This window comes from Vibrio sp. 811 (genome assembly GCF_033339195.1).
This window is the reverse complement of the sequence record NZ_JAWOUB010000001.1, coordinates 640,252-660,612: the sequence shown is the minus strand read 5'-3', so window position 1 is coordinate 660,612 and position 20,361 is coordinate 640,252. Positions and strand designations below refer to the sequence as shown.

General features: G+C 45.2%; 13 protein-coding genes and 1 pseudogene. 11 read left to right on the top strand and 3 right to left on the bottom strand.

Annotated features, from left to right (window positions below; translation table 11 throughout):
* The first annotated feature begins 61 nt into the window (after nucleotides 1–61).
* From R7Q46_RS02845 to R7Q46_RS02820, 6 genes are all read left to right on the top strand, one after another.
* Nucleotides 62–1,405 carry a DEAD/DEAH box helicase gene (locus R7Q46_RS02845; RefSeq protein WP_167415878.1) on the top strand — a complete coding sequence of 448 codons (1,344 nt, stop codon included), beginning with the start codon at nucleotides 62–64 and terminating at the stop codon, nucleotides 1,403–1,405.
* Nucleotides 1,406–1,729: 324 nt separating this feature from the next.
* The gene (locus tag R7Q46_RS02840) at nucleotides 1,730–3,727 is read left to right on the top strand and encodes a prolyl oligopeptidase family serine peptidase (RefSeq protein ID WP_318077280.1); all 1,998 of its coding nucleotides are present in this window, start codon (nucleotides 1,730–1,732) and stop codon (nucleotides 3,725–3,727) included.
* Nucleotides 3,728–5,869: a TonB-dependent hemoglobin/transferrin/lactoferrin family receptor gene (locus R7Q46_RS02835; protein ID WP_151515349.1), complete on the top strand. Its 2,142-nt coding sequence runs from the start codon at nucleotides 3,728–3,730 to the stop codon at nucleotides 5,867–5,869.
* A gap of 9 nt (nucleotides 5,870–5,878) precedes the next feature.
* Nucleotides 5,879–8,131: a proprotein convertase P-domain-containing protein gene (locus R7Q46_RS02830; RefSeq protein ID WP_136976851.1), complete on the top strand. Its 2,253-nt coding sequence runs from the start codon at nucleotides 5,879–5,881 to the stop codon at nucleotides 8,129–8,131.
* Between the two features lie 25 nt (nucleotides 8,132–8,156).
* A complete protein-coding gene (locus tag R7Q46_RS02825; protein WP_136976852.1) occupies nucleotides 8,157–9,608 on the top strand; it encodes a DUF1566 domain-containing protein in 1,452 nt (483 codons plus the stop codon).
* Between the two features lies 1 nt (nucleotide 9,609).
* Nucleotides 9,610–10,185 (top strand): DUF1566 domain-containing protein, encoded by a 576-nt coding sequence (locus R7Q46_RS02820; protein ID WP_005375151.1) that lies wholly within the window; start codon nucleotides 9,610–9,612, stop codon nucleotides 10,183–10,185.
* Nucleotides 10,186–10,293: 108 nt separating this feature from the next.
* Here R7Q46_RS02820 and R7Q46_RS02815 read toward each other — a convergent pair whose 3' ends face one another.
* Entirely contained in the window at nucleotides 10,294–11,937 is a 1,644-nt protein-coding gene (locus R7Q46_RS02815; RefSeq protein WP_005375152.1) for a methyl-accepting chemotaxis protein, read from the bottom strand.
* A gap of 331 nt (nucleotides 11,938–12,268) precedes the next feature.
* On the opposite strand from R7Q46_RS02815, the gene R7Q46_RS02810 reads away from it, so the two are divergent.
* The 5 genes from R7Q46_RS02810 (at nucleotide 12,269) to R7Q46_RS02790 (ending at nucleotide 18,273) form a co-directional block, all read left to right on the top strand.
* Nucleotides 12,269–13,090: a phosphate ABC transporter substrate-binding protein gene (locus tag R7Q46_RS02810; protein ID WP_005375153.1), complete on the top strand. Its 822-nt coding sequence runs from the start codon at nucleotides 12,269–12,271 to the stop codon at nucleotides 13,088–13,090.
* A 100-nt stretch (nucleotides 13,091–13,190) separates the two neighbouring features.
* On the top strand, nucleotides 13,191–14,123 hold the full coding sequence (gene pstC, locus R7Q46_RS02805) for a phosphate ABC transporter permease subunit PstC (RefSeq protein ID WP_005375154.1): 933 nt from the start codon (nucleotides 13,191–13,193) through the stop codon (nucleotides 14,121–14,123).
* Between the two features lie 22 nt (nucleotides 14,124–14,145).
* Entirely contained in the window at nucleotides 14,146–15,009 is an 864-nt protein-coding gene (pstA, locus tag R7Q46_RS02800) for a phosphate ABC transporter permease PstA (protein WP_005383923.1), read from the top strand.
* Between the two features lie 60 nt (nucleotides 15,010–15,069).
* Nucleotides 15,070–15,819, top strand: a complete 750-nt coding sequence (pstB, locus tag R7Q46_RS02795) for a phosphate ABC transporter ATP-binding protein PstB (RefSeq protein WP_005375156.1) — start codon at nucleotides 15,070–15,072, stop codon at nucleotides 15,817–15,819.
* Between the two features lie 327 nt (nucleotides 15,820–16,146).
* Nucleotides 16,147–18,273, top strand: coding sequence for a GGDEF domain-containing protein (locus R7Q46_RS02790; RefSeq protein ID WP_054574929.1), 2,127 nt, complete (start codon nucleotides 16,147–16,149; stop codon nucleotides 18,271–18,273).
* Between the two features lie 125 nt (nucleotides 18,274–18,398).
* Here the strand turns inward: R7Q46_RS02790 and R7Q46_RS02785 are convergent, their stop codons facing one another.
* Nucleotides 18,399–20,045, bottom strand: a complete 1,647-nt coding sequence (locus tag R7Q46_RS02785; protein ID WP_199267664.1) for a BatD family protein — start codon at nucleotides 20,043–20,045, stop codon at nucleotides 18,399–18,401.
* 4 nt (nucleotides 20,046–20,049) lie between these two features.
* Nucleotides 20,050–20,361: pseudogene (locus R7Q46_RS02780) on the bottom strand (hypothetical protein); the annotation flags it as partial.

The window sequence follows — 20,361 nt, the reverse complement described above, 5'->3', positions numbered from 1 at the left end:
ATTTTTTTGCTGCGTTAGAGCGGAAACGACACTACAGAGCGCTCAGACGCTGACTGATTTATTGGAGAATACTTTGCAATTTAAAGATCTAGGCCTAGACAACCGATTGTTGAAGAACCTAAAACACTACGATTTTAAAAAAGCGACTGACATTCAGCAGCAGGCGATTCCTGTTGCGATTGCAGGCAAGGATCTATTGGCATCTTCGAAAACGGGTTCGGGCAAGACTTTGGCGTTTGTATTGCCAATGCTTCATAAGTCTTTAAAGACAAAATCGTTTTCTGCGAAAGACCCTCGCGCGGTTATCCTTGCTCCTACTCGTGAGTTAGCGAAACAAGTATATGGTGAGCTTCGTTCTATGCTAGCTGGCCTATCTTATGAAGCAGCACTGGTTTTGGGTGGTGAGAACTTTAACGATCAGGTAAAAGCTCTGCGTCGTTACCCGAAATTTATCGTGGCGACACCAGGACGTTTGGCTGATCACTTAGATCATCGTTCGCTTTATCTGGATGGTTTGGAAACACTGATTCTTGACGAAGCAGACCGTATGTTGGATTTGGGCTTTGCACCAGAGCTTCGTCGCATTCATAAAGCAGCCAAGCATCGTCGTCGTCAAACGTTGATGTTCTCTGCGACATTAGATCATGCAGACGTCAATGAAATCGCGGCTGAAATGCTCAATGCGCCAAAGCGTATTGCTATCGGCGTTTCTAACGAAGAACATAAAGATATTACGCAAAAATTTTACTTGTGTGATCATCTGGATCATAAAGAGGCAATTTTAGATCGTGTTCTTTCTGAGGCTGAATATCGTCAAGTTATTATCTTTACGGCAACGCGTGATGATACTGAGCGACTAACAGAAAAGCTAAACGAAAAGAAACTGAAGGCTGTAGCACTGAGTGGTAACTTGAACCAGACTCAACGTAACACCATTATGAGTCAGTTTGAGCGCGCAGTATTTAAGATCCTTGTAACGACTGATGTTGCTTCCCGCGGTTTGGATATTGCAACTGTGACACACGTCATCAACTTCGATATGCCAAAGCATACCGAAGAATACGTACACCGAGTTGGTCGTACTGGTCGTGCTGGAAACAAAGGGGATGCAATCTCTCTTGTTGGTCCAAAAGACTGGGATAGCTTTAAACGTGTAGAAGCATACCTACAACAAGATCTTGAGTTTTCAGTGTTCGAAGATTTGAAAGGTAAGTTTAAAGGCCTTAAGCCACCTAAACCAGATTTCCGCAATAAGAAAGCGACAGCAAAGAAAGCTCGCCCTCAAGCGAAAAAATCGGCGAAAAAACCAGCTAAGCGTGACAAGAGCTTCTACAAAAACGTATCTGTGGGTGATGATGTCTTCATCCCTAAGAAAAAACCAGCGGCACCGAGCTCTGAAGAGTAAAAGCTGCTGTAGTTTCCCATTGATTTTAGTTCTTAAAAATCCGAGTGTTCGCACTCGGATTTTTTATGTCTGTCGCTAGGTGAAATAGCGTCTTTCCATACTCACTCGTTTGTCAGCTTTTATATTTATCTGGTTGTATATAAACAGCATAGAACGCTAATTTAGGAAGTTATTAAGTTTTATTACCTCGGTCAAAGCAAACGTTTTTCCTCACACACTAGATAAAAATCTCACATGATTATGAAAATGATAATTGATCTCATTTTTATTTAAGGGCAGAATACGCGCCATTGTATTAATCCTATAAATGAATTCGCTCTCTATATGAAATTTACTCATGTTTTTTTAGGGCTCATAATTACCTCTAGTTCTGGCTTTGCTGCTGATGATTTCAACTGGCTTCGAGATGATGCTCGTAAAGATGAGCGAGTTCTTACCTACCTAACAGAACAAAACCACAAAACTGAACAGCACCAAAAAAGTTATCAGACGTTGACAAAAAACCTACTCACGCAGTGGGGTACCATGGTGGCAGACAAAGGTGATAAGCCATGGTCGATCATGAGTGGAAGAGAGTGGACGCTAACGCGTCGCGATGGTCGTTACTTACTGTTATCCCGTGCGAGTCAACATGCGCCAGAAAACGTGGTGTTCGATTTCGATAAACGACAATCTGCGCATCAGTACTACCAACTTGGTCAATGGCAAGTGAATGGTGACACATTACTTTTCACGGAAGATATCGACGGCAGCGAACAATATCGCGCCGTGGTTGTTGATTTACTCTCCGGTCAATCTACGGAACTGGTGACGCACGTCGATAGTGGCGTATTGTTGTCACCTAACGGGAAAGTGGCATTCCTCGTTGCAAAGGAAAAGCGCACTCAGCGACCTCATCAGATCTTACGTATCTCCACTGAATCTTTGGCAAAAACAGTCCTATGGAATGAACCCAAGTCAGATTGGTTACTTTCTTTCTATCGTGCGGCAGATAGCCGTTATGCTGTGCTGCAAAGCAACAACGAGTCAACAACAGAGCAGAAGCTTGTCGACCTAGAAACGGGCACTGTCTCAGATTCATTGCGAAAGCCTGAAGTGGGTGTGGAATATTACGCGGATGTGGCGAAAGGTTACATTTATCTGAAAAGCAACCTTGAAGGAAAGTTCGCCCTTTACCAAGTCGAACTCGCACCGCTTGGCGCAACATGGCAACGCTTCACCAATCCTCGTGAGCCGCTTGAACAGTTCTACCTTTATGATGCAGGAGTTGTGGCACTTAGCAAGCCAAACAATGTGTCGACTTTGACGGTGTATTCTTACCAAGGTCAGGAAAAAGTGATACTGCCATTGGAACACGATGGTCATGTCGCTTGGCTAAGCACGTTGGGCGATTTTGAATCAAACAAGATTCGTATCCGAAGCATGTCGATGACTACGCCTCCTCAGTGGGAAGAGTTCGATGTAAAAACGCTGAATAAATCCTTGTACTCTCAAGATGCTTACCAAGACTTTGATAGTCAGCGTTATGTATCCCAACGTATTTTTATTAAGCACGACGGCGTTTCTGTCCCGGTCTCTTTGGCGTATCGCAAAGACAAATTGCACCCACAATCTCCTGTGATGATTTACGGTTACGGCGCGTATGGTTTTACGATGAAACCGTACTTTATGCCTCAGGTTATCAGTTTACTCGACCAAGGTGTGATTTACGCTATCGCCCATGTCCGTGGCGGTGGGTACTTTGGCGATGAATGGCACGAGCAAGGCCGTGGTGTGCGAAAAGCCAATTCTATTGGTGATTTTGTCGCGGCCGCGAAGGCGCTGCAAACATTCGAACGTGGCAATAGAGAGGTTTTCGCCATCGGTTCTAGTGCTGGTGGCACGTTGGTGGCCGGAGCGGTTAATCAAGATCCTAAATTGTTTTCAGGTGTCGTACTTAAAGTGCCTTTTGTTGATGTGGTTGCAAGTATGTCGGATACCTCACTTCCGCTTACCACACAGCAGTATGGCGAATGGGGTAACCCAACCAAACCTGAACAATTGGCGTTAATGAAGGCGTACGATCCGATTCTCAATATCCATAAAAACGCTTACCCACCCATGTTGGTTCAAGTCGGTTTAATTGATCAGCGCGTGCCATATTGGGAAGGCGCAAAGTATCTGGCTAAAGTTTCAGCGTTAAGTGAGCGCAACGGGCCGTACTTGTTGCAAACTGATTTTAATTCGGGCCACCAAATGGACCCACGACAAGCGCAAGAACAACAAGCAAAAGAATACGCATTTCTACTATCACTCATTAAAACATCTAAAGCGGAGCAGTAAATGAAGCTTACCCCAGTGTCAGCGGCAGTACTTTCGGTACTTGCTGCCAGTCAAGTGCACGCCGAATCTAAGGTTTTCTCAATGGAAGAGGTGGTGGTAACCGCCAATAAAATCGATCAGCCATTGTCAAAAGTGGCAGGTAGTGTCGCGGTTATCACAAACGAGCAAATCGAAGAAAGAGGCGAGACCGAGCTATATGACGTGCTGCGTAACGAACCTGGTGTAAGTGTGACGGGCGGTGCAGGACGTCCGCAAAACATTACCATCCGTGGTATGACGGGTAACCGCATTATGATCGTTCGTGATGGCATTCGTTCTGCGGATGGCTTCGGTGCGAATGACATTAATGATGCCGTTGGGCGAGATACTTTTGATTTATCCAATTTTGAATCGCTGCAAATCATTAAAGGGGCAAGTTCTTCGGTGCATGGCTCTGGCGCGATCGGCGGTGTGGTGATTTTAGAATCCAGTCAGCCGGGTGATTTCTTAAAAGACAAAGACTTCTACACCGATGTTTCCGGTACTTACACCGATATCAGCAACAAGTACAAAGGCACGAGTAATCTAGCTTTTCGTTCCGGTGATACAGAGAGTTTGTTTAACGTTTCATACTGGCAGGGGCAAGAGACACGTAACTTTGATGAAGATTTGTATAACCGCGACCTCGATGGTTACAGCGGTGCTTATACGATCAACCACTTTTTCAATGAAGAGGTGATGTTGAAAGCGAAAGCTGAACTCTACACCCAGAACCAAGAGCGTTTGGAGGGTTCACCGTCCATTCAACCTGATGGAATTTGGCATATTGAAGACTTTGCTGAGGATGAAACCACGGAAGAGTACAGCGCTTATATTGGTGCAGAGGTGACTCCGATTAATCCAACTTGGTTCGAAGAGTTGGATACCAAAGTTTACTGGCGTCACACCGAAGTGGTGGAAGACACCAACCGTTTAATGCGCCAAGTGGATCACAATAGTTTGATCACCAAGCGTCGCGAGCTAGAACACAAAACCTTCATTGACGAAACAATTGGCTTCCGTGGCGATTTCACCAATACGATTTATGCAGCAAATGCTGAGCACCAATTGGCTTACGGTGTTGAGCTTTCTACAGACTATTACGAACGCACAGATAGCGACTCCAAGATTGATTGGAACGGAGTAACACCTTCGACCAAACAACCTTTCGCTCCTGCTCGTGCTTATAACATTGGCTTATATGTCCGAGACATGGTGGAACTGGATAAATGGACCATCACAGGTGGCCTACGCTTTGATGCGCACCGTCTCACGCCAGACGGTGCGGGTGAAGTGGGCGGCTTCCCATTAAAAGACATGGATAGCTCAGAGGTATCTCCAAGTCTGTCGGTTTCTCGTGAAGTATTTGCCAACAACATTGCTTATGTATCTTATAACCATGGTTACCGTGCTCCGGAATACGATAAAGCGTATGGCTTCGTAAGCCACGACTTTGTGCCGCTCACGCCGTTTGTCATTGCACCAAACATGGATCTAGAAGCTGAAACTTCCGACTCATTTGAAATCGGTAACAAGTTCGATAACGGTCGTGCGTATGTCTATGCGTCTTTGTTCTACAACAAGTTTGAAAACTTCATCGACGTTGTGACCACGGGCTTTGACTCAAGCAATGGTAATTACATTAAACAATACCAAAACCTCGATGGTGTCGAGACGTATGGCGCAGAGCTTTCTGCGGGTTACGCGCTCACCAAACAATGGGACATCAGCACTAAGTTTGGCTACGTAGATGGCAAAGACGCGGAAGGTGAATACGTTCGAAGCATTACGCCATTCGAAGGTAACGCTCAACTGAAATACGCCGACCAAGACTTCAATGCTTACGTGGCTTGGAACTGGGCCGCGGCAATGGATCGCGTTCCTAAATGCCAGACCACACTTGGTCTAGCGACAGAGTGTGCGCAGACAAGCGCGTGGAATACGTTTGATCTTGGCGCAACTTACTACGTTTCCAAAGACCTTCGTGTTAGCGCAAATATCGTCAACCTGTTCGACAAAGAGTACATCCGATACCAAGACGTAGCGGGTATCGCTGAGGAAAGTAAGCGTTACTCAACTGAGCCTGGGCGCTACTTCACGCTAAATGCAAAATACGAATTCTAGGACGAAATCATGAAGCTAAAACCATTGGCGTTTTCGCTGCTTATTGCTTGTACCCCTGCGGCACAGGCTGCAGAGTGGGATTATCCCGCAACGGACTCTGTGGTAACGAATGAAGCGCAAGCGAAAACTTATCTAGACAGCCACTACTCGGAAGCGGGCGAGTTTAAGTTCCGTTACAAAACCCAGTCTCAGCTTGGTGAGCATTACAATTTTGATGTTTGGGTAAACGGTGAATATCAAGCACAGCGCACCCTCGTAGTAACAACCGATAAAAATCATCACGTTGTGCGAGTGTTTAAGAGCCTTGAAGATACGATCATTCGTAACGGCAAACCAACGGTTGCAATGGAATTGGAATCGCCTCGCCAACTGCAAGCACAAGAGCCACCTGCTTTGAGCTCTGGAAGTCTGGTTGATGTTGAGGTTTCTTTGTTCAACCCAGATCTTCGCACCATGCAACAGCAAGCGGCACCAGAATCGACGTGGTCAGCACTATCCGATTACCCTCAGCCGATCGAGTACGTCACCAAGTCGATTGAGGTTTTACAGTCCGGCGGTAAGTTCTATTTGTCTAACCCAAGATTGAAGCAAGTGGATGCGACGGGCTTATTTGCAGCCCCAACACCTGGTGAAGCGCCTGTACTTGATACGTTGGATTTTCTCAGCGCAGAAGGAGTTCAAGCGTTTGACAGTGTTGATGAGATGCAAAGCACCGAGTTTGGTGACAATGCGTTCCCACAGTTGATGGCTTTTTATCATCTTGATAGCTCGATCCAATATCTGACAAGCCTGACTTACGACTTGTTTGACGAACCGCTTCGTTTTGACGCTCGCGGTTTATCAAAAGATAACTCTACTTACTATTACGGTCCGAAAGCACTCATGCTAGGTGTCGGTGGTGTTTCTCCGGATGCAGTTGATGCTGATGTGGTGATACACGAGCTTGGGCATGGCATTCATTACCAAATCGTACCGGATTGGGCGTACGGTCACACTGGTGCTATCGCAGAGGGTTTTGCTGATTACTGGGCGGGCAGCGCGAGCTACCGCACTCAATATTTGGATGCTTCGCGTCGTGGTCAAGAATTCGAGTTAGATACGGTGTTCAACTGGGACGGTGTGTTCGGAACACGCAAAACAACTCGTAGCTTATGGAACCAAAGAGCACGTTACTTCGAGAGCTCAGAGTACCCAGCGCACGTCAGTGTGGGCGGTGAACTAGGTGACGAGCTATGGTCAACGCCGCTGTTTCAAGCGCTTAAAGCATCGGTTGAACGATACGGTGATGATACCGATAGGGTGTTCCGCGAGTTTGACGCCATTGTTCTTGAAGGCATGTACGGCATTGGTCGTGGCGTGAAAATGCATGATCTGGCGGAGTCGACCGTGTTTGCCGCAAACACCTTGTTCCCAAATAAAGACTACGCCCAATTCCTGACGGATAGCTTCAGCAAACACAACTTACTTAAAGCGCCTCTTCGTGTTCGCTATGACGCTCGATACATCGCACAAGGTCAAGACGTTGGTTTGAGCCTGAGCCAAACTGGCCGTGAAGCGAGCATCAAAGGGCAATGGCAGCTAAACAACGCATCTGTTTTCGACTTTGATGAAACGCTTTCTGACTCGACCTCAATGAAGGTGGCGTTACCAAGCGGTCTAACATGTGGCACGCAATTCGATTCCTCTATTTCATTGGATTATCAATTTTCTGAAGGCCTAAAGACTCACCAGTGGAGTGAAAAGGTGATGCTGGTTAATGGTACGCCAGAGCTCGATATCCAGCCTCAACCAGTGAACTCCGCTTTGCCGGAACAGAGCGACAGACTGTTCTCTCAGACGCTATCGGACAAGTCACGCACGATTGATGATTCGTTTGCGGTTTACCTGAACATCGAACATGACTCACTGCAAGATCTGCAAGTGACGCTAGTGTCTCCACAAGGCAAATCGGTCGTGCTACTTAGCCATCAATCAAGCAATACCAAAGGATTTAAAGGTTACTTCACCGCTCAGTATGACGAGGAGTTACAAGCACTTGTCGGTCAACCGAGTTGGGGTACTTGGCGTCTCGAAGTGTCTGACCGCGTGTCAGGGAACTCTGGGGTGTTGAAAGAGTGGGGTGTGAGTCACTTTGCTCAGTATCAGTGTAGTGCTGATACCACTAAAGAAAGCAGTGGCGGTGGTTCAGGTGGCAGTGGTTCGCCTTGGACCTTGTTAGGACTTTTCCTGCTTTCAATGGTGAGAGTGATTCGCTCTCGTTAATTAAAATCAAAAGAAGATAAAATCTATGAAGTTTCAATATTCTTTCGTTGCTATGTCACTAGCCCTTGCTGGCTGTGGCGGAGGTTCTGGTGGTGACACGTCGGCACCGACCTATGATGTAGCTGGCACCATCGTTTCTGCAGGTACACTTCTTGATACGCCAGTATGTATCGATTTAAACCAAAACTACGTTTGTGATTCCACTGAACCGAGTGCTAAAACGGATAATGCCGGTAAATTTAGCCTGACTTCAAGCGACAAAAACGTACTAACCAGCACCATTCTTGCTCAAGTTGATCAAGGTTCAAACCAAACGTTGCGTCTTGCGGCTCCGGGTCAAAATTTAGCAACGGGTAACACGGTCAATGGTGTAACAACGTTGCTCGCGGGTCTTGTAATTGACGGTAAAACCGTTGCTCAAGCTGAAGAGATTGTGAAAGCGCAACTCGCCGATGCCGGCGTTTCTCTTTCTGGTACGGTGATGTCTAACGCAGAAGCTAGCGAGCTAGACAAGCTAGAGCAAAACACGGTTGTGCTATTAGCTGCGATGCAACCAAAGCAAATGACCCAAGGCGTAGCGCTGCTTGCTCAAAATCTTAGCTTTCAAGGTAAATCGTTGGCCTCTGATCTTCTGTCTGAAGCGGAAGTAAATGCATTTGCTGAAGAAATTGTAGCGGTTGCTGAACAAACGGTTGGTAGTAACGATACGGGCGCCGTTCTTTATTTTGCTGAAGGAGCAGCAGACGTTGCTGAGGTTCAAGCGTCTTACCCTGGTCAAGATGCAGAATACGGCTTCGACAAAGAGGACAAGCAAACGTCGACAGGCGCTGGCTTTAAGTTCGTTAAGCTAGATTCACAAGGTGCAGCTTTAGCTGCAGATGCGACTGAGTGGGCTTGTACTATGGACGAGCGTACTGGTCTTGTTTGGGAAAACAAAAGTGCGGATGCGAGCTCAGTTCAATTTAAAGATCGCCTATTTGCGTTTGAGTCTGAAACATTTAAGCCATTTAGCAAAGATGTAGAGCTTGCAGGTTGTAAAGACGCTGGTGATGAAGTTTGTACCACTAGCCAATATGTTCAGTACATAAACAAACAATCGTTATGTGGAATCACTGGTTGGCGCTTGCCTACTTACCGTGAGACTTATGACTTACTAGACTTTGGTGAACAAACACTGTTTGCTCCGAACGATGAATATGCAAAATACAACGTCTATGGTTTTAATGTTAAATACTTTCCACAGCAAACCATAGGTAGCCCTTATTTAGGATATGGTGCGTTTTGGCATAGCGACTTTAAGTTTACGAATGCATCATCACAACTTATTGATGGCGAGATTTATTTCCCTGCGATTGTCTCCCGGGGCAAAGATAGAGGCACTATTTCATACGTCGAGATTCGATCAAGCAACACAAGTGCGGGTGCCGATGATTCTTACCAATTCCCAATCCGTCTAGTCGCAGTTAAGGGGCAATAAGATGAAGAAATTAATAACTGTACTATCTCTTACTTTGGCTTCTCAAACTGCAATAGCTGCACAAGAGTGTTCTACTGACTTTGCTAAAACGGCACCTAACACGCGTTATACATATTCTGAGAGCGGTACCGTAACTGACCTGAAAACAGGTCTAACATGGATGCGCTGTCCAGTTGGTATGACATGGAATGTAGGAAACCAAGAATGCCAGGGGACGCGATCTACAATGTCATGGCAACTCGCTCTCTCCACAGCCAAACAAATTCGTAATAAGGACGGCAACCATCCTCTTCACAATTTTGCTGACAAAAAAAATTGGCGACTAGCAAATATCAAAGAGCTAGTATCTCTAACTGAGCGAGCTTGCCACAGCCCAGCCATAAATAGTACAGGGTTTGCTAGCGGCTATAGTCTGAAAGATGGAGATGATGTTCTAGGGCGTTATGTCTGGAGCAACACACCTAATGGCGACGGTAAGCATGTTGCAACTTTTGATACGACTAATGGTGAGGTTTTCAATAGAGATCCGTTAAACTCAAGTTTCAAAAGCTCTCTCTTGTTAGTGACAGATGAATAATAATTATTACGTTAATAAGGGTTGATAGCTTTGCCTTTATGATAGGCTCCGCCAGTGCGGAGCTTTTTCTTTTCTAACCTTTGGAACTTATCGTGTTGAGCAGAGTATTTAAACTTGGAACTGCTTAAGTTGATGTTTTTGATTTTCTGCTAAACCAGACAACTCTTGCGCTGCCGCGGCGGATTGAGTGATACCAGTGACGTTCTGGCTCACTAGTTCATAGATGTTCGTTAAGTTGTTGTTGATATCAGCCGTAACCTGTTTCTGCTCTTCTGATGCGGTCGCAACTTGAGTGTTGATTGAGTTCAGATCGGCGATAGCATTACTGATATTAGCAAGTGATTGGCTAACTTCTTGTGTAAGAGCTTGGTTGTCTGACAACATGGCTAAGCTGGAATGCATACTTTCATTTGCGTGACCAGATTGTTGCTGTAGCTCTTCTATAATGGTTTGGATCTCTTTGGTGGACTCCTGAGTTCGCGCTGCCAGCATACGTACTTCATCGGCCACTACCGCAAAGCCTCTGCCACTTTCGCCCGCCCGTGCAGCTTCAATCGCTGCATTCAGTGCAAGTAGATTCGTTTGCTCAGAAATACCTTCAATCACTTCGATCACGCGACCAATGTGTTCTGATTGATCTTTTAGTGAAGTCACGACGGCAGCGGCTTCGTTAAGTTGTTCCGCCATCTTTTCACTTGCGCGAGTGCTTTCCCCAAACATGCTTATACTTTGTGAGGTTAACGTACGTGCTTGATTTGATGCACTATCGGCTTCTTGTGCATTGGTCGATACTTCAGCTGCGGTCGACTCTAGCTGATTGATCGCCGAGGCTACTTGCTCAACTTCTTGCTTTTCTTGATCCGAGTTGACGCTGCTTTGAGTCATAACAGTTGCTAACTCGGTTGATGCTGATGCCACATCTTCACTAATGCGAACCAATGCGCTTACAGTTTCACGCAGTTTTTCTATGGTCTGGTTTACATCTCGAGCCAGCTGAGACACTTCGTTTTTCCCGATGGCTTCGGCCTTAACTAGTAGGTTTCCCTTCGCGACTTCCTGCATCGTTACTTGAAGGTTACGAATCGGCGCAACGATGTAGCTGGCGAGTACCCAACTAATAAGTGAAGCGGCACTCAAGATCACCGCAAGCGAGACGGCGCTGTAAGTTAGCGTGGTTGAATGTTGTTCGCCATTCGTTTCGACTTCATCGGTGACGATTTGATTCAATTGTTTAGATAGTTTGTCGATGGCGTTGATCATCGCTTCGCCAGCTAATCGATACTCAGCCATTGCAGATTCGTACTTTTGATTGAAATCAGAGGTGGTGTAATCAGAAGAGTGTTTAGTGGTGAGCAGAGGTGTCATGGTAACGCGAGTGAAATCAACATAGTGATTCATGGCCTTACGCATAGCATTGACTTCATTTTGAACGCCAGGGAGATTGTCGATGGAGTTAAGAAAATCGCGGTTTTTGTTTTGTCGCTCAGAAAGCTCTTGGTTGAGAGACTGAACATCTTCGGCTCTAAATAGACTATAAATGGCTTTGATGCGCATGGCGTAAGTGTTGTCTACGATGCCGCTAAGTTCCTCTTTGTGAATGATTAGCTTATGGGTGGAAGCCGAAACCTTATTGAATGCTTGATCGAGTTTACCGATTCCGACACTCAGTCCAATGATGAGTAATATAACTGTGAATAGAACAGGCAGAAAAACCTGAAGTTTAATAGAAAGCGTACTAAGAAATTGACGCATGAGATTGACCCTCTATCGGTTTGATTATTATCTTTTTTATAAATAAGCATTTCGATTTTAATTGTTATATTTGCCAAATCAATGAGTTACTCATATCTAATTGTTATGAAATGTACCAAAATCGATGGGGTTATCATCTTGAACATGAGGCAACGTTATAAAAACGTTACGTTCAAATTGAGAGAGGGATAAGTCGCGGAATTAATAGTTAGAAATGACAACGTGTCATAGAGGGTTCAACTAAGTGAAACACAACTGTCATATTCAAATTCTAAAGTGAGCACCGTTCAAGTGAAACACAACGGCAATAAAGCCACTTAAGGAAATTGTGATGAAAAAGACAGTAATCGGTGCAATCGCACTTCTAGGCGCAATGGCAGTGACTCCTGTTTCTGCTAAAGAAACTATCTCTGCAGTGGGTTCTAGCAGCGTAACTCCACTGATGGAAGTTTTCTCTGAAACGTACATGAAGAAGAACCCTAACGTATTTATCGAAGTTCAAGGCCCTGGTTCTTCAGCTGGTGTAAAAGCAGCGAAAAATGGTTCAGCAGACCTTGGTATGTCTTCTCGTAATCTAAAAGACTCTGAAAAAGAATCAACACTAATCGAAGAAGTGGTTGCTCGTGATGGTATCGCAGTGGTTGTTAACCCACAAAACAAACTGCCAGGTCTAACAGCCGAGCAAGTGACTGCAATCTACAAAGGCGAAGTATCAAACTGGAAAGAAGTCGGTGGTGCAGACAAGCCAATCGTAGCCATTACTCGTGACACAGCTTCTGGTACTCGTGGCGCATTTGAAGACATCATGTCTCTAAAAATGAAGATTTCTGGTAAGAAGGTATCAGCTATCTCTCAACGTGCTCAAGTTGCAAACGGTAACGGCGCACTGAAAACAATGGTTGCATCTAACCCATACGCAATCGGCTACATTTCTCTTGGTACTGTAGACAACACTGTTAATGCGCTAGCAATCGACGGCGTTGATGCAACGGTAGCTAACGTTAAAAACGGTTCTTACAAAGTAGCGCGTCCATTCCTTGTTCTTTACAAAGAAGGCAAGCCATCAACAGAAACGCAAAAATTCCTAGACTGGATGCTAACTGACGAAGCGCAAGCGCTAGTTGACCAAAAAGGTTACATCTCAGTTAACTAATCCCATCGGGACTCTAAAGTTTGCTCAGCCCAACGTTTCGGGCTGAGCCTTTTCTATCCATTGTGTTCAACGGCATTGCCCAGAACCGTGAGATTTTTAAATGACCATCGCAACAAATAGTGAAAAGCTTATGAATACTGACGCTAGAGCTATCAGCAAGTCAGGCCTACGCGAGAAGCGTCGTGTAGACTGGAAAGAGCGCATCTTCCACGGCTTGTTCCTAACGAGTGCCGTAATCGGCATTGTTTCATTGGCCGTTATTGCATACTTCATCGTTCGAGAGAGTATTCCGGCATTCCAAGAAGCAGGCGTATCGGGCATTGTCTTAGGACAAAACTGGTTACCACCTGCGCTTTACGGTGTCGCCACCATGATTGTGGCATCTATCGTATCGACGGCTGGTGCTGTCATTGTTGGGGTTCCAATTGGTGTTCTGACCGCCATTTTTATCGCTGAAATCGCACCAAAGCGATTAGCAGACATTATCCGTCCAGCGGTTGAGCTGCTAGCCGGTATTCCTTCAGTGGTCTACGGTTTCTTCGGTCTGGTTATTATCGTTCCATTGATTCAGAAAGTATTTGATGTACCTGCAGGTAACACTATCTTGGCCGGTATTATTGTTCTTGGTGTGATGATTCTACCAACAGTAATTACGGTTTCTGAAACGTCTATTCGCGCTGTCCCTCGTACTTATAAAGAAGGTTCTTTGGCACTGGGCGCATCGAAAATCTACACCATCTTTAAGTTGCTCGTTCCAGCGGCTCGCTCAGGCATCATGACAGGTGTGATTCTGGGTATCGGTCGTGCGTTGGGTGAGACCATGGCGATTATCATGGTTATGGGTAACGCGCCGGCAATGCCAGAAGGCATCCTTGATTCGGCTCGTACACTAACTGCAAACATCGCTATTGAAATGTCTTACGCAAGTGGTGTTCACGCGAACGCACTTTACGCTACAGGTGTAGTACTTCTGGTCTTCATCATGTCGTTGAACGCTGTACTACTGTACCTAAACCGAGAAAAAGCGAAGTAATCGCTCGTTAAAGGTGACTATTATGGATCGCGCAAAACTAAAAAAAGCACGCCAGTTCAAAGATAATGTCTTTAACGCATTTGTCTGGATCTCGGCAGCACTAACGGTAGGTTTTTTGTTCTGGATTATCTGGTACATCCTATCAAACGGTCTACAACACGTAGATTGGAACTTCATTACTGATAACTATACGCGCACAGGTGAAGAGCACGGTATCTTCCCAATGATTGTGGCGACCATTTACATGGTTATCGCTTCTATCGCAGTGGCAGCGCCACTCGGTATCATGACGGCAATCTACTTGACCGAATACGCGAAAGTGGGCAGTCGTTTGGTGAAAATCATCCGATTCTGTACCGAGTCATTGGCGGGTATCCCGTCGATCATTTTCGGCCTGTTTGGTATGACTTTCTTCGTGGCGATTCTTGGCCTTGGCTTCTCGATTCTATCGGGTGCATTGACGCTAAGTATCCTAATCCTGCCAGTTATCATCCGTACGACGGAAGAAGCGCTGATGGCAGTACCACAAACGTACCGTGAAGGCTCTTATGGCCTCGGTGCTTCTAAGATTTACACTATCTGGCGTTTGATTCTTCCGAGCGCAATGCCAGGTATCTTAACCTCGGTCATTCTAAGTATTGGTCGTGTCATTGGTGAGTCTGCTCCAGTATTCCTGACAGCAGGTATGGTTGCACGTATTCCGGATTCTTTATTGGATTCAGGTCGTACGCTAACCGTTCACCTATACAAACTGACTACCGAACTGTTTACCGTTGAAGAATGGAATCAGGCTTACGGTACGGCAACAGTGCTTATCGTAGTTGTTCTCTTGATCAACATGGTAACGAAACTGATTGCTAGACGTTTTAACACCGCAACTTACTAACAACACTAATTAAGAACGCACGTTAAAAGACACGAATTCGAGAATTAAGAGATTAAGACAATGAACAAATTTGATATTGAAAACCTAGACCTATTCTACGGTGACAACCAAGCACTGAAATCGATCAACTTACCAATTCCAGTTCGCCAAGTAACTGCACTTATCGGCCCGTCAGGTTGCGGAAAATCAACGCTTCTACGCTGTTTGAACCGAATGAATGATCTAATCGAAGGCGTGAAAATTACAGGTAAATTGGCGATGGACGGCGAAGATATTTACGGCAACATTGATGTTGCTGACCTTCGCATCAAAGTCGGCATGGTATTCCAAAAGCCAAACCCATTCCCGATGAGCATTTACGAGAACGTGGCTTACGGCTTACGTGCTCAAGGTATCAAAGACAAAAAGACAATTGATGAAGTGGTAGAGCGTTCGCTGCGCGGTGCTGCACTTTGGGATGAGGTGAAAGATCGCCTTAAATCACACGCATTCGGTCTTTCTGGTGGTCAGCAGCAACGTTTATGTATTGCACGTACAATCGCGATGGAGCCTGATGTGATTCTGATGGATGAACCAACGTCGGCACTTGACCCAATTGCGACACACAAAATCGAAGAGTTGATGGAAGAGCTAAAGAAGAACTACACCATCGTTATCGTGACTCACTCAATGCAACAGGCGCGTCGTATCTCTGACCGCACTGCGTTTTTCCTAATGGGTGAACTGGTTGAGCACAACGATACGCAAGTGATCTTTAGCAACCCTCAAGACGACCGTACTCAAGGCTACGTAAATGGTGATTTCGGTTAATCCACCGTATTTACAAGCATAACTAAATAACTATAAGCGATGGTAACTTTGCCCCTCTTGATGAGGGGCCTTTTTCTTTTTAAGTCGTAGGCTTAAAACATCTACCAACACAAAAATCTTGTAAATAAGTACAACTTTCCTCCCCAGTTTATAAAGCATGTAACTTATGTGAAACATGGCTTTAAAAGTGCTGAAGAGTTCTCGAATGTAACACTAAGTCTGATAATTTTGCGAATGACTTAACAGCTCAAATTTGAACGTATTGATTGCATATCATGGCCTAAGTAGTTTTTTATCGAGGATAAAAAAGCAGATTAGGTTGGTAGGGTGAGTTTAAGAAGTTTTACAAGAAAAGTGTCTTCAACGAGGGATCATCGGTTGCTAGCGGAGGCAATCTTTGATCATTTAGAGAGTCTGTTCTCCCCTCAAGCCCTCGCTATTTTTGAAGATCCTTCAATTAACCCTCGTCATTCGATGAGCTTCTCTCGCGGAGAGCTTTACCCAACCCAAAACTATCCTGAGACATTCTGGGAGTGGGCAAGTCAGTTTGATACCTCTGAAAGCATCATACCTCTGGCGATCAACACTTGTAACTGGAATCACACCCGAGATTTAGGGGGTGACAGTTACATCATGATGCTCGACAACACGCCTATCAAACGTACCTACCTACTGATTCAATCTGTACATGCTCGCACGGCACATAATATCTATGAAGAAAGTTACGACGCAATGCAACTCGCAGCGGCGCGTTGGCAATGTATTCGTGCTGAAAAAAATGCCTCGAAAGAGATCAGGCACAGAGATATTCGTGAAGCGCAATATGTTGATGAGATTAGCCAACGCGAGCGCTTTATCGAAAATATGAAGTTAGTTCAGCAAGTTGCACTCGAAATCTCTAATCCTGATTCTTTAAAGGACTTGTACTACAAAGCCGTCGAAGCGCTACGTGAACGATTGGGGTTTGATCGCTCTACACTGATGCTTCTCGATATGAAAAAGCGCAGCTTCAGTGGTACATACGGCACGGATGAGTCAGGAATTACGATTGATGAATTTCACACACAATACGATTTACATCAACTTAGCGAGGAGTATATCACCGCGTTATCTAGCCTTGAGAGCAACTTAGTGATTGTAGAAGACGCGCCAATATACACAGCAGGCAAGGTCATCGGGCAGGGCTGGAATGCGATGTTGATTTTACGCGATGGCAATGAACCGTTTGGGTGGTTCGCGCTAGATAACTTTATTCATCGTAAGCCGATAACGGCATATCAAAAACAGATGTTGGACTCGTTTGGTTCACTTTTCTCTCAAATTTACATTCGTAAGCGCCAAGAACAAAACGTACGCATGCTGCATTCAAGCATGGTTGAGTTATCACGTTGCACTACTGTCAGTGGAGTATGCAAATCGGCCGTCACTTTCGCCATTAAAAATCTTGGTATTGATCGAATGGCGGTGTTTTTAACTGATGAAAATTGCTCTTACATGCAAGGAACGTGGGGTACCGATATTCAAGGTAATGTGGTGGATGAATCTTACTTCTTTGGCGAAACCCAAGATTTCTCTCTTATAAATCTGGCTCGCTCAATGCCAAACGAAGTCGCATTTGAAGAATCAGTGCCTATTTATCATGACTGTAATATTGTTGGCTTTGGTTGGGCTGCGATGACGGTATTGACTTCAAATAGCAGTGGTCCTATCGCCTTTATCGCTGTTGATAATTTGCTGACACGTGCGCCGTTAACTTCTCAGTTACGTGAAGTGATTCGTATGTTCGCGTCCAGCTTAGCTGAAGTATTGCAACGTACTCAAGCTCAAGAGGCTATTCGCGAATTAAACGAAAACTTAGAGCTGGAGGTTCAGAACCGAACAAAAGAGTTGGAGGAAGCCAATCGACAGCTTGAGGTACTTTCTAAGCTCGATCCTTTGACGCGTCTTGGTAATCGCCGCATGTTAGAACATGTGATGCAAAAATATTGTGCCCTAGAGTGTGAAGACGACATGTCGTTTGGCCTGATCCTGATTGATATTGACCATTTTGGCTTATTCAATAATCACTATGGTCATCTCGAAGGCGATATCGCATTGATGCGAATTGGCTATATCTTGGATCATCATACCAAAGGTGAAGATGAAGTTTTTTGCCGTATCGGAGGTGAGGAGTTTGCATTGCTCATGATTGGTTCTGAGCAAGAGGAGGTTCGACTGAGAGCAGAGTGCATTCGTCAGTGCATCGAGGGCGAGGGGATAAAGCATCGACATAACCCAGAAGGGGAGTTACTTACCGTTTCAGTCGGTTACTCCTGTTATAAAGCGAAAGGCAAAGACTTTAATTTCGACCATTTATATCAGTTGTCGGATAAGGCACTCTATCAAGCGAAGAATCATGGGCGAAATTGTGTAAGGCGATACGAATACGAGCCCCAAGTTTTGTTGAGTAAGTGATGTTCATAAGAGCAACTTGATAGGGAAGAAGCGGCGGTTGGTGCTCTAGATAAAACCGCTAAAGCAAAATTTGGCCGGATAAGAGAATTGGCAGCTCATGAGAGCTGCCATTGTTATTTAGTTATTTATAGCTTTTCGAGTTGGTGGTCGGTTTTCGTTACGTTTGCTTTGCCAAGGTTTTGAATTTTCGCTAGCAGCGAATCAGGGCTCCAAGGTTGTTGGTTAGCACTAAAACGCGCTTGATTCATGGCATTAAGCTCTTGCTTAATTGCTTGTACGTCACCAGGGTTTAGCCTGTCTTGATGAGTGGTTAAATACTCATTTACAGAGCGTTCAATTTTCGCAGCATCGCCCTCTTCGATGACTTTTTTTAGCGCGTCGATGCAAAGTGGTTGTTCAGTATTTGAAACCGTTCCACTCGCTGTTATTGACCGCTTTTTCCATGCCCAAATTGCGATTCCCAATGTCATTATCCAAAGCCCTAAGAAAACAAAGGTTAACGTTCGCCAGAGACTGCTCACACCGCCGCTTGATTCAGGACTAGGGGCTGACACTAAAGGTGCTGAAAGAGGCGATTCCGGCAACGTGATTAGCCCAGTGTCATTTTTCTCTACGTCTAATGTTAGCTCTGGTAACGTTGTTTTCTTCGCTTCATCATTTTGACTGTCCCACCAGTTCAAGTCGTATCCTGGTAAGGTATATCTCCCGGCCTCTGTAGGAATAATGACTTGCTTCACCGTCATGGTAACGGTGCCATCTCTTCCGCTATCGAACTTAGGTTGTTCGGGATACACGCGCAGTGAACTCGGGTAACTAATATTGACTCGTGGCAGATATTCGGCTTGTGTACCGCGAGCCTTAACTTGAATGGTTCGAGTGAGTGAAGAACCTTGCTTTACTGTGTTGATCGCGTTAGTCGACAGTAGATTACCTTGATCGTCTTGCCAGCTCTGTGTCATTTCTAACGCTGAAGCAGGAAGCCATTCACCTTTAAATTCGCTCGGAATCGGTTTGACCGTGATTGGCATGCGTTCCGCTTTGGTGTTGATAGGCATTATTTTGGTTGAGCCCGTCAAGCTGTCGCCATAAATATAAGAACCGGTCAGTTTAGGACCTATCAAGGTATAAGTGCCTGGTTGATTGGCCGTTAAGCGAAACGACTGCTCTATGACCGCTACTTCTAACCCATTTAAGATCTTCTGTCTTTGCTGTAAGCCACCCAGTGCCTCAAGCTTCATGCCTTCAATCTGCGGAGGTACTATTTGCGGGTTATCTAGGCGTCGAGTGTCCGCTTTAATTAGAAGCTGTATACGTAATGTTGCAGATTGCTGAGGGTAGAGCGTACTGTTGTCGACCGTAATATTGAAGCTAAATAGATCATCAAGATTGGGGTCTGTTTGGCTCGCGTTGACACGCAGTTTGATCGGCTCCGTTCTCATACCATCAGCGGAAAAACTTGGAATAGTCAGAACACCTTCTTTCATTGGTGCAATTGAGATACTCCACTCGGTACGCACTGATTTTCTTCCGTTAATGTTATTGCTAGAGCGGCCATAACGAGGTTGACCCAAGAAGAAGTCTTTCTCTAGAACATTGAAGTCGATTGAGTCTGAGCTGAGCTCAGTATCTGAAATGATTCTGAGGTTAATCACTTCATTCTTGGCTACTTGTGTTTTATTCACACTAGCTTGAAGTGTCTGTGCTATCACCGAGAAACTGGATATTAGGCTGGCCACAAAAATAAAGACCAGTTTTACGCCTTTGTTCATCACAGGCTTACCACTCCTTTTGAGATTGTTGTGGAGGTTGTTTTTGTTGCGCTTGAAGTTGCATTTGCGCACGGATCAAAAAGCTTGGGTCGCGAGCACTTTCTACTGCTTCTAGTCGACGGAACTCAGGATCATCCTGATGCATTTTTTCGGGATGCGCTTTAGCCTGTATTGGTTCACCTTGATCCTTCACTTGCTTGTCATCTCGTTGCGGTTGATGTTGTTCCGTTTTTTGTTTTTCTTTTTTATTTTCAGAATCTTGCTGATTTTGTGACTGTTGTCCTTGCGCTTCCTTCCCTTCGTTTTGAGACTTTTGTTG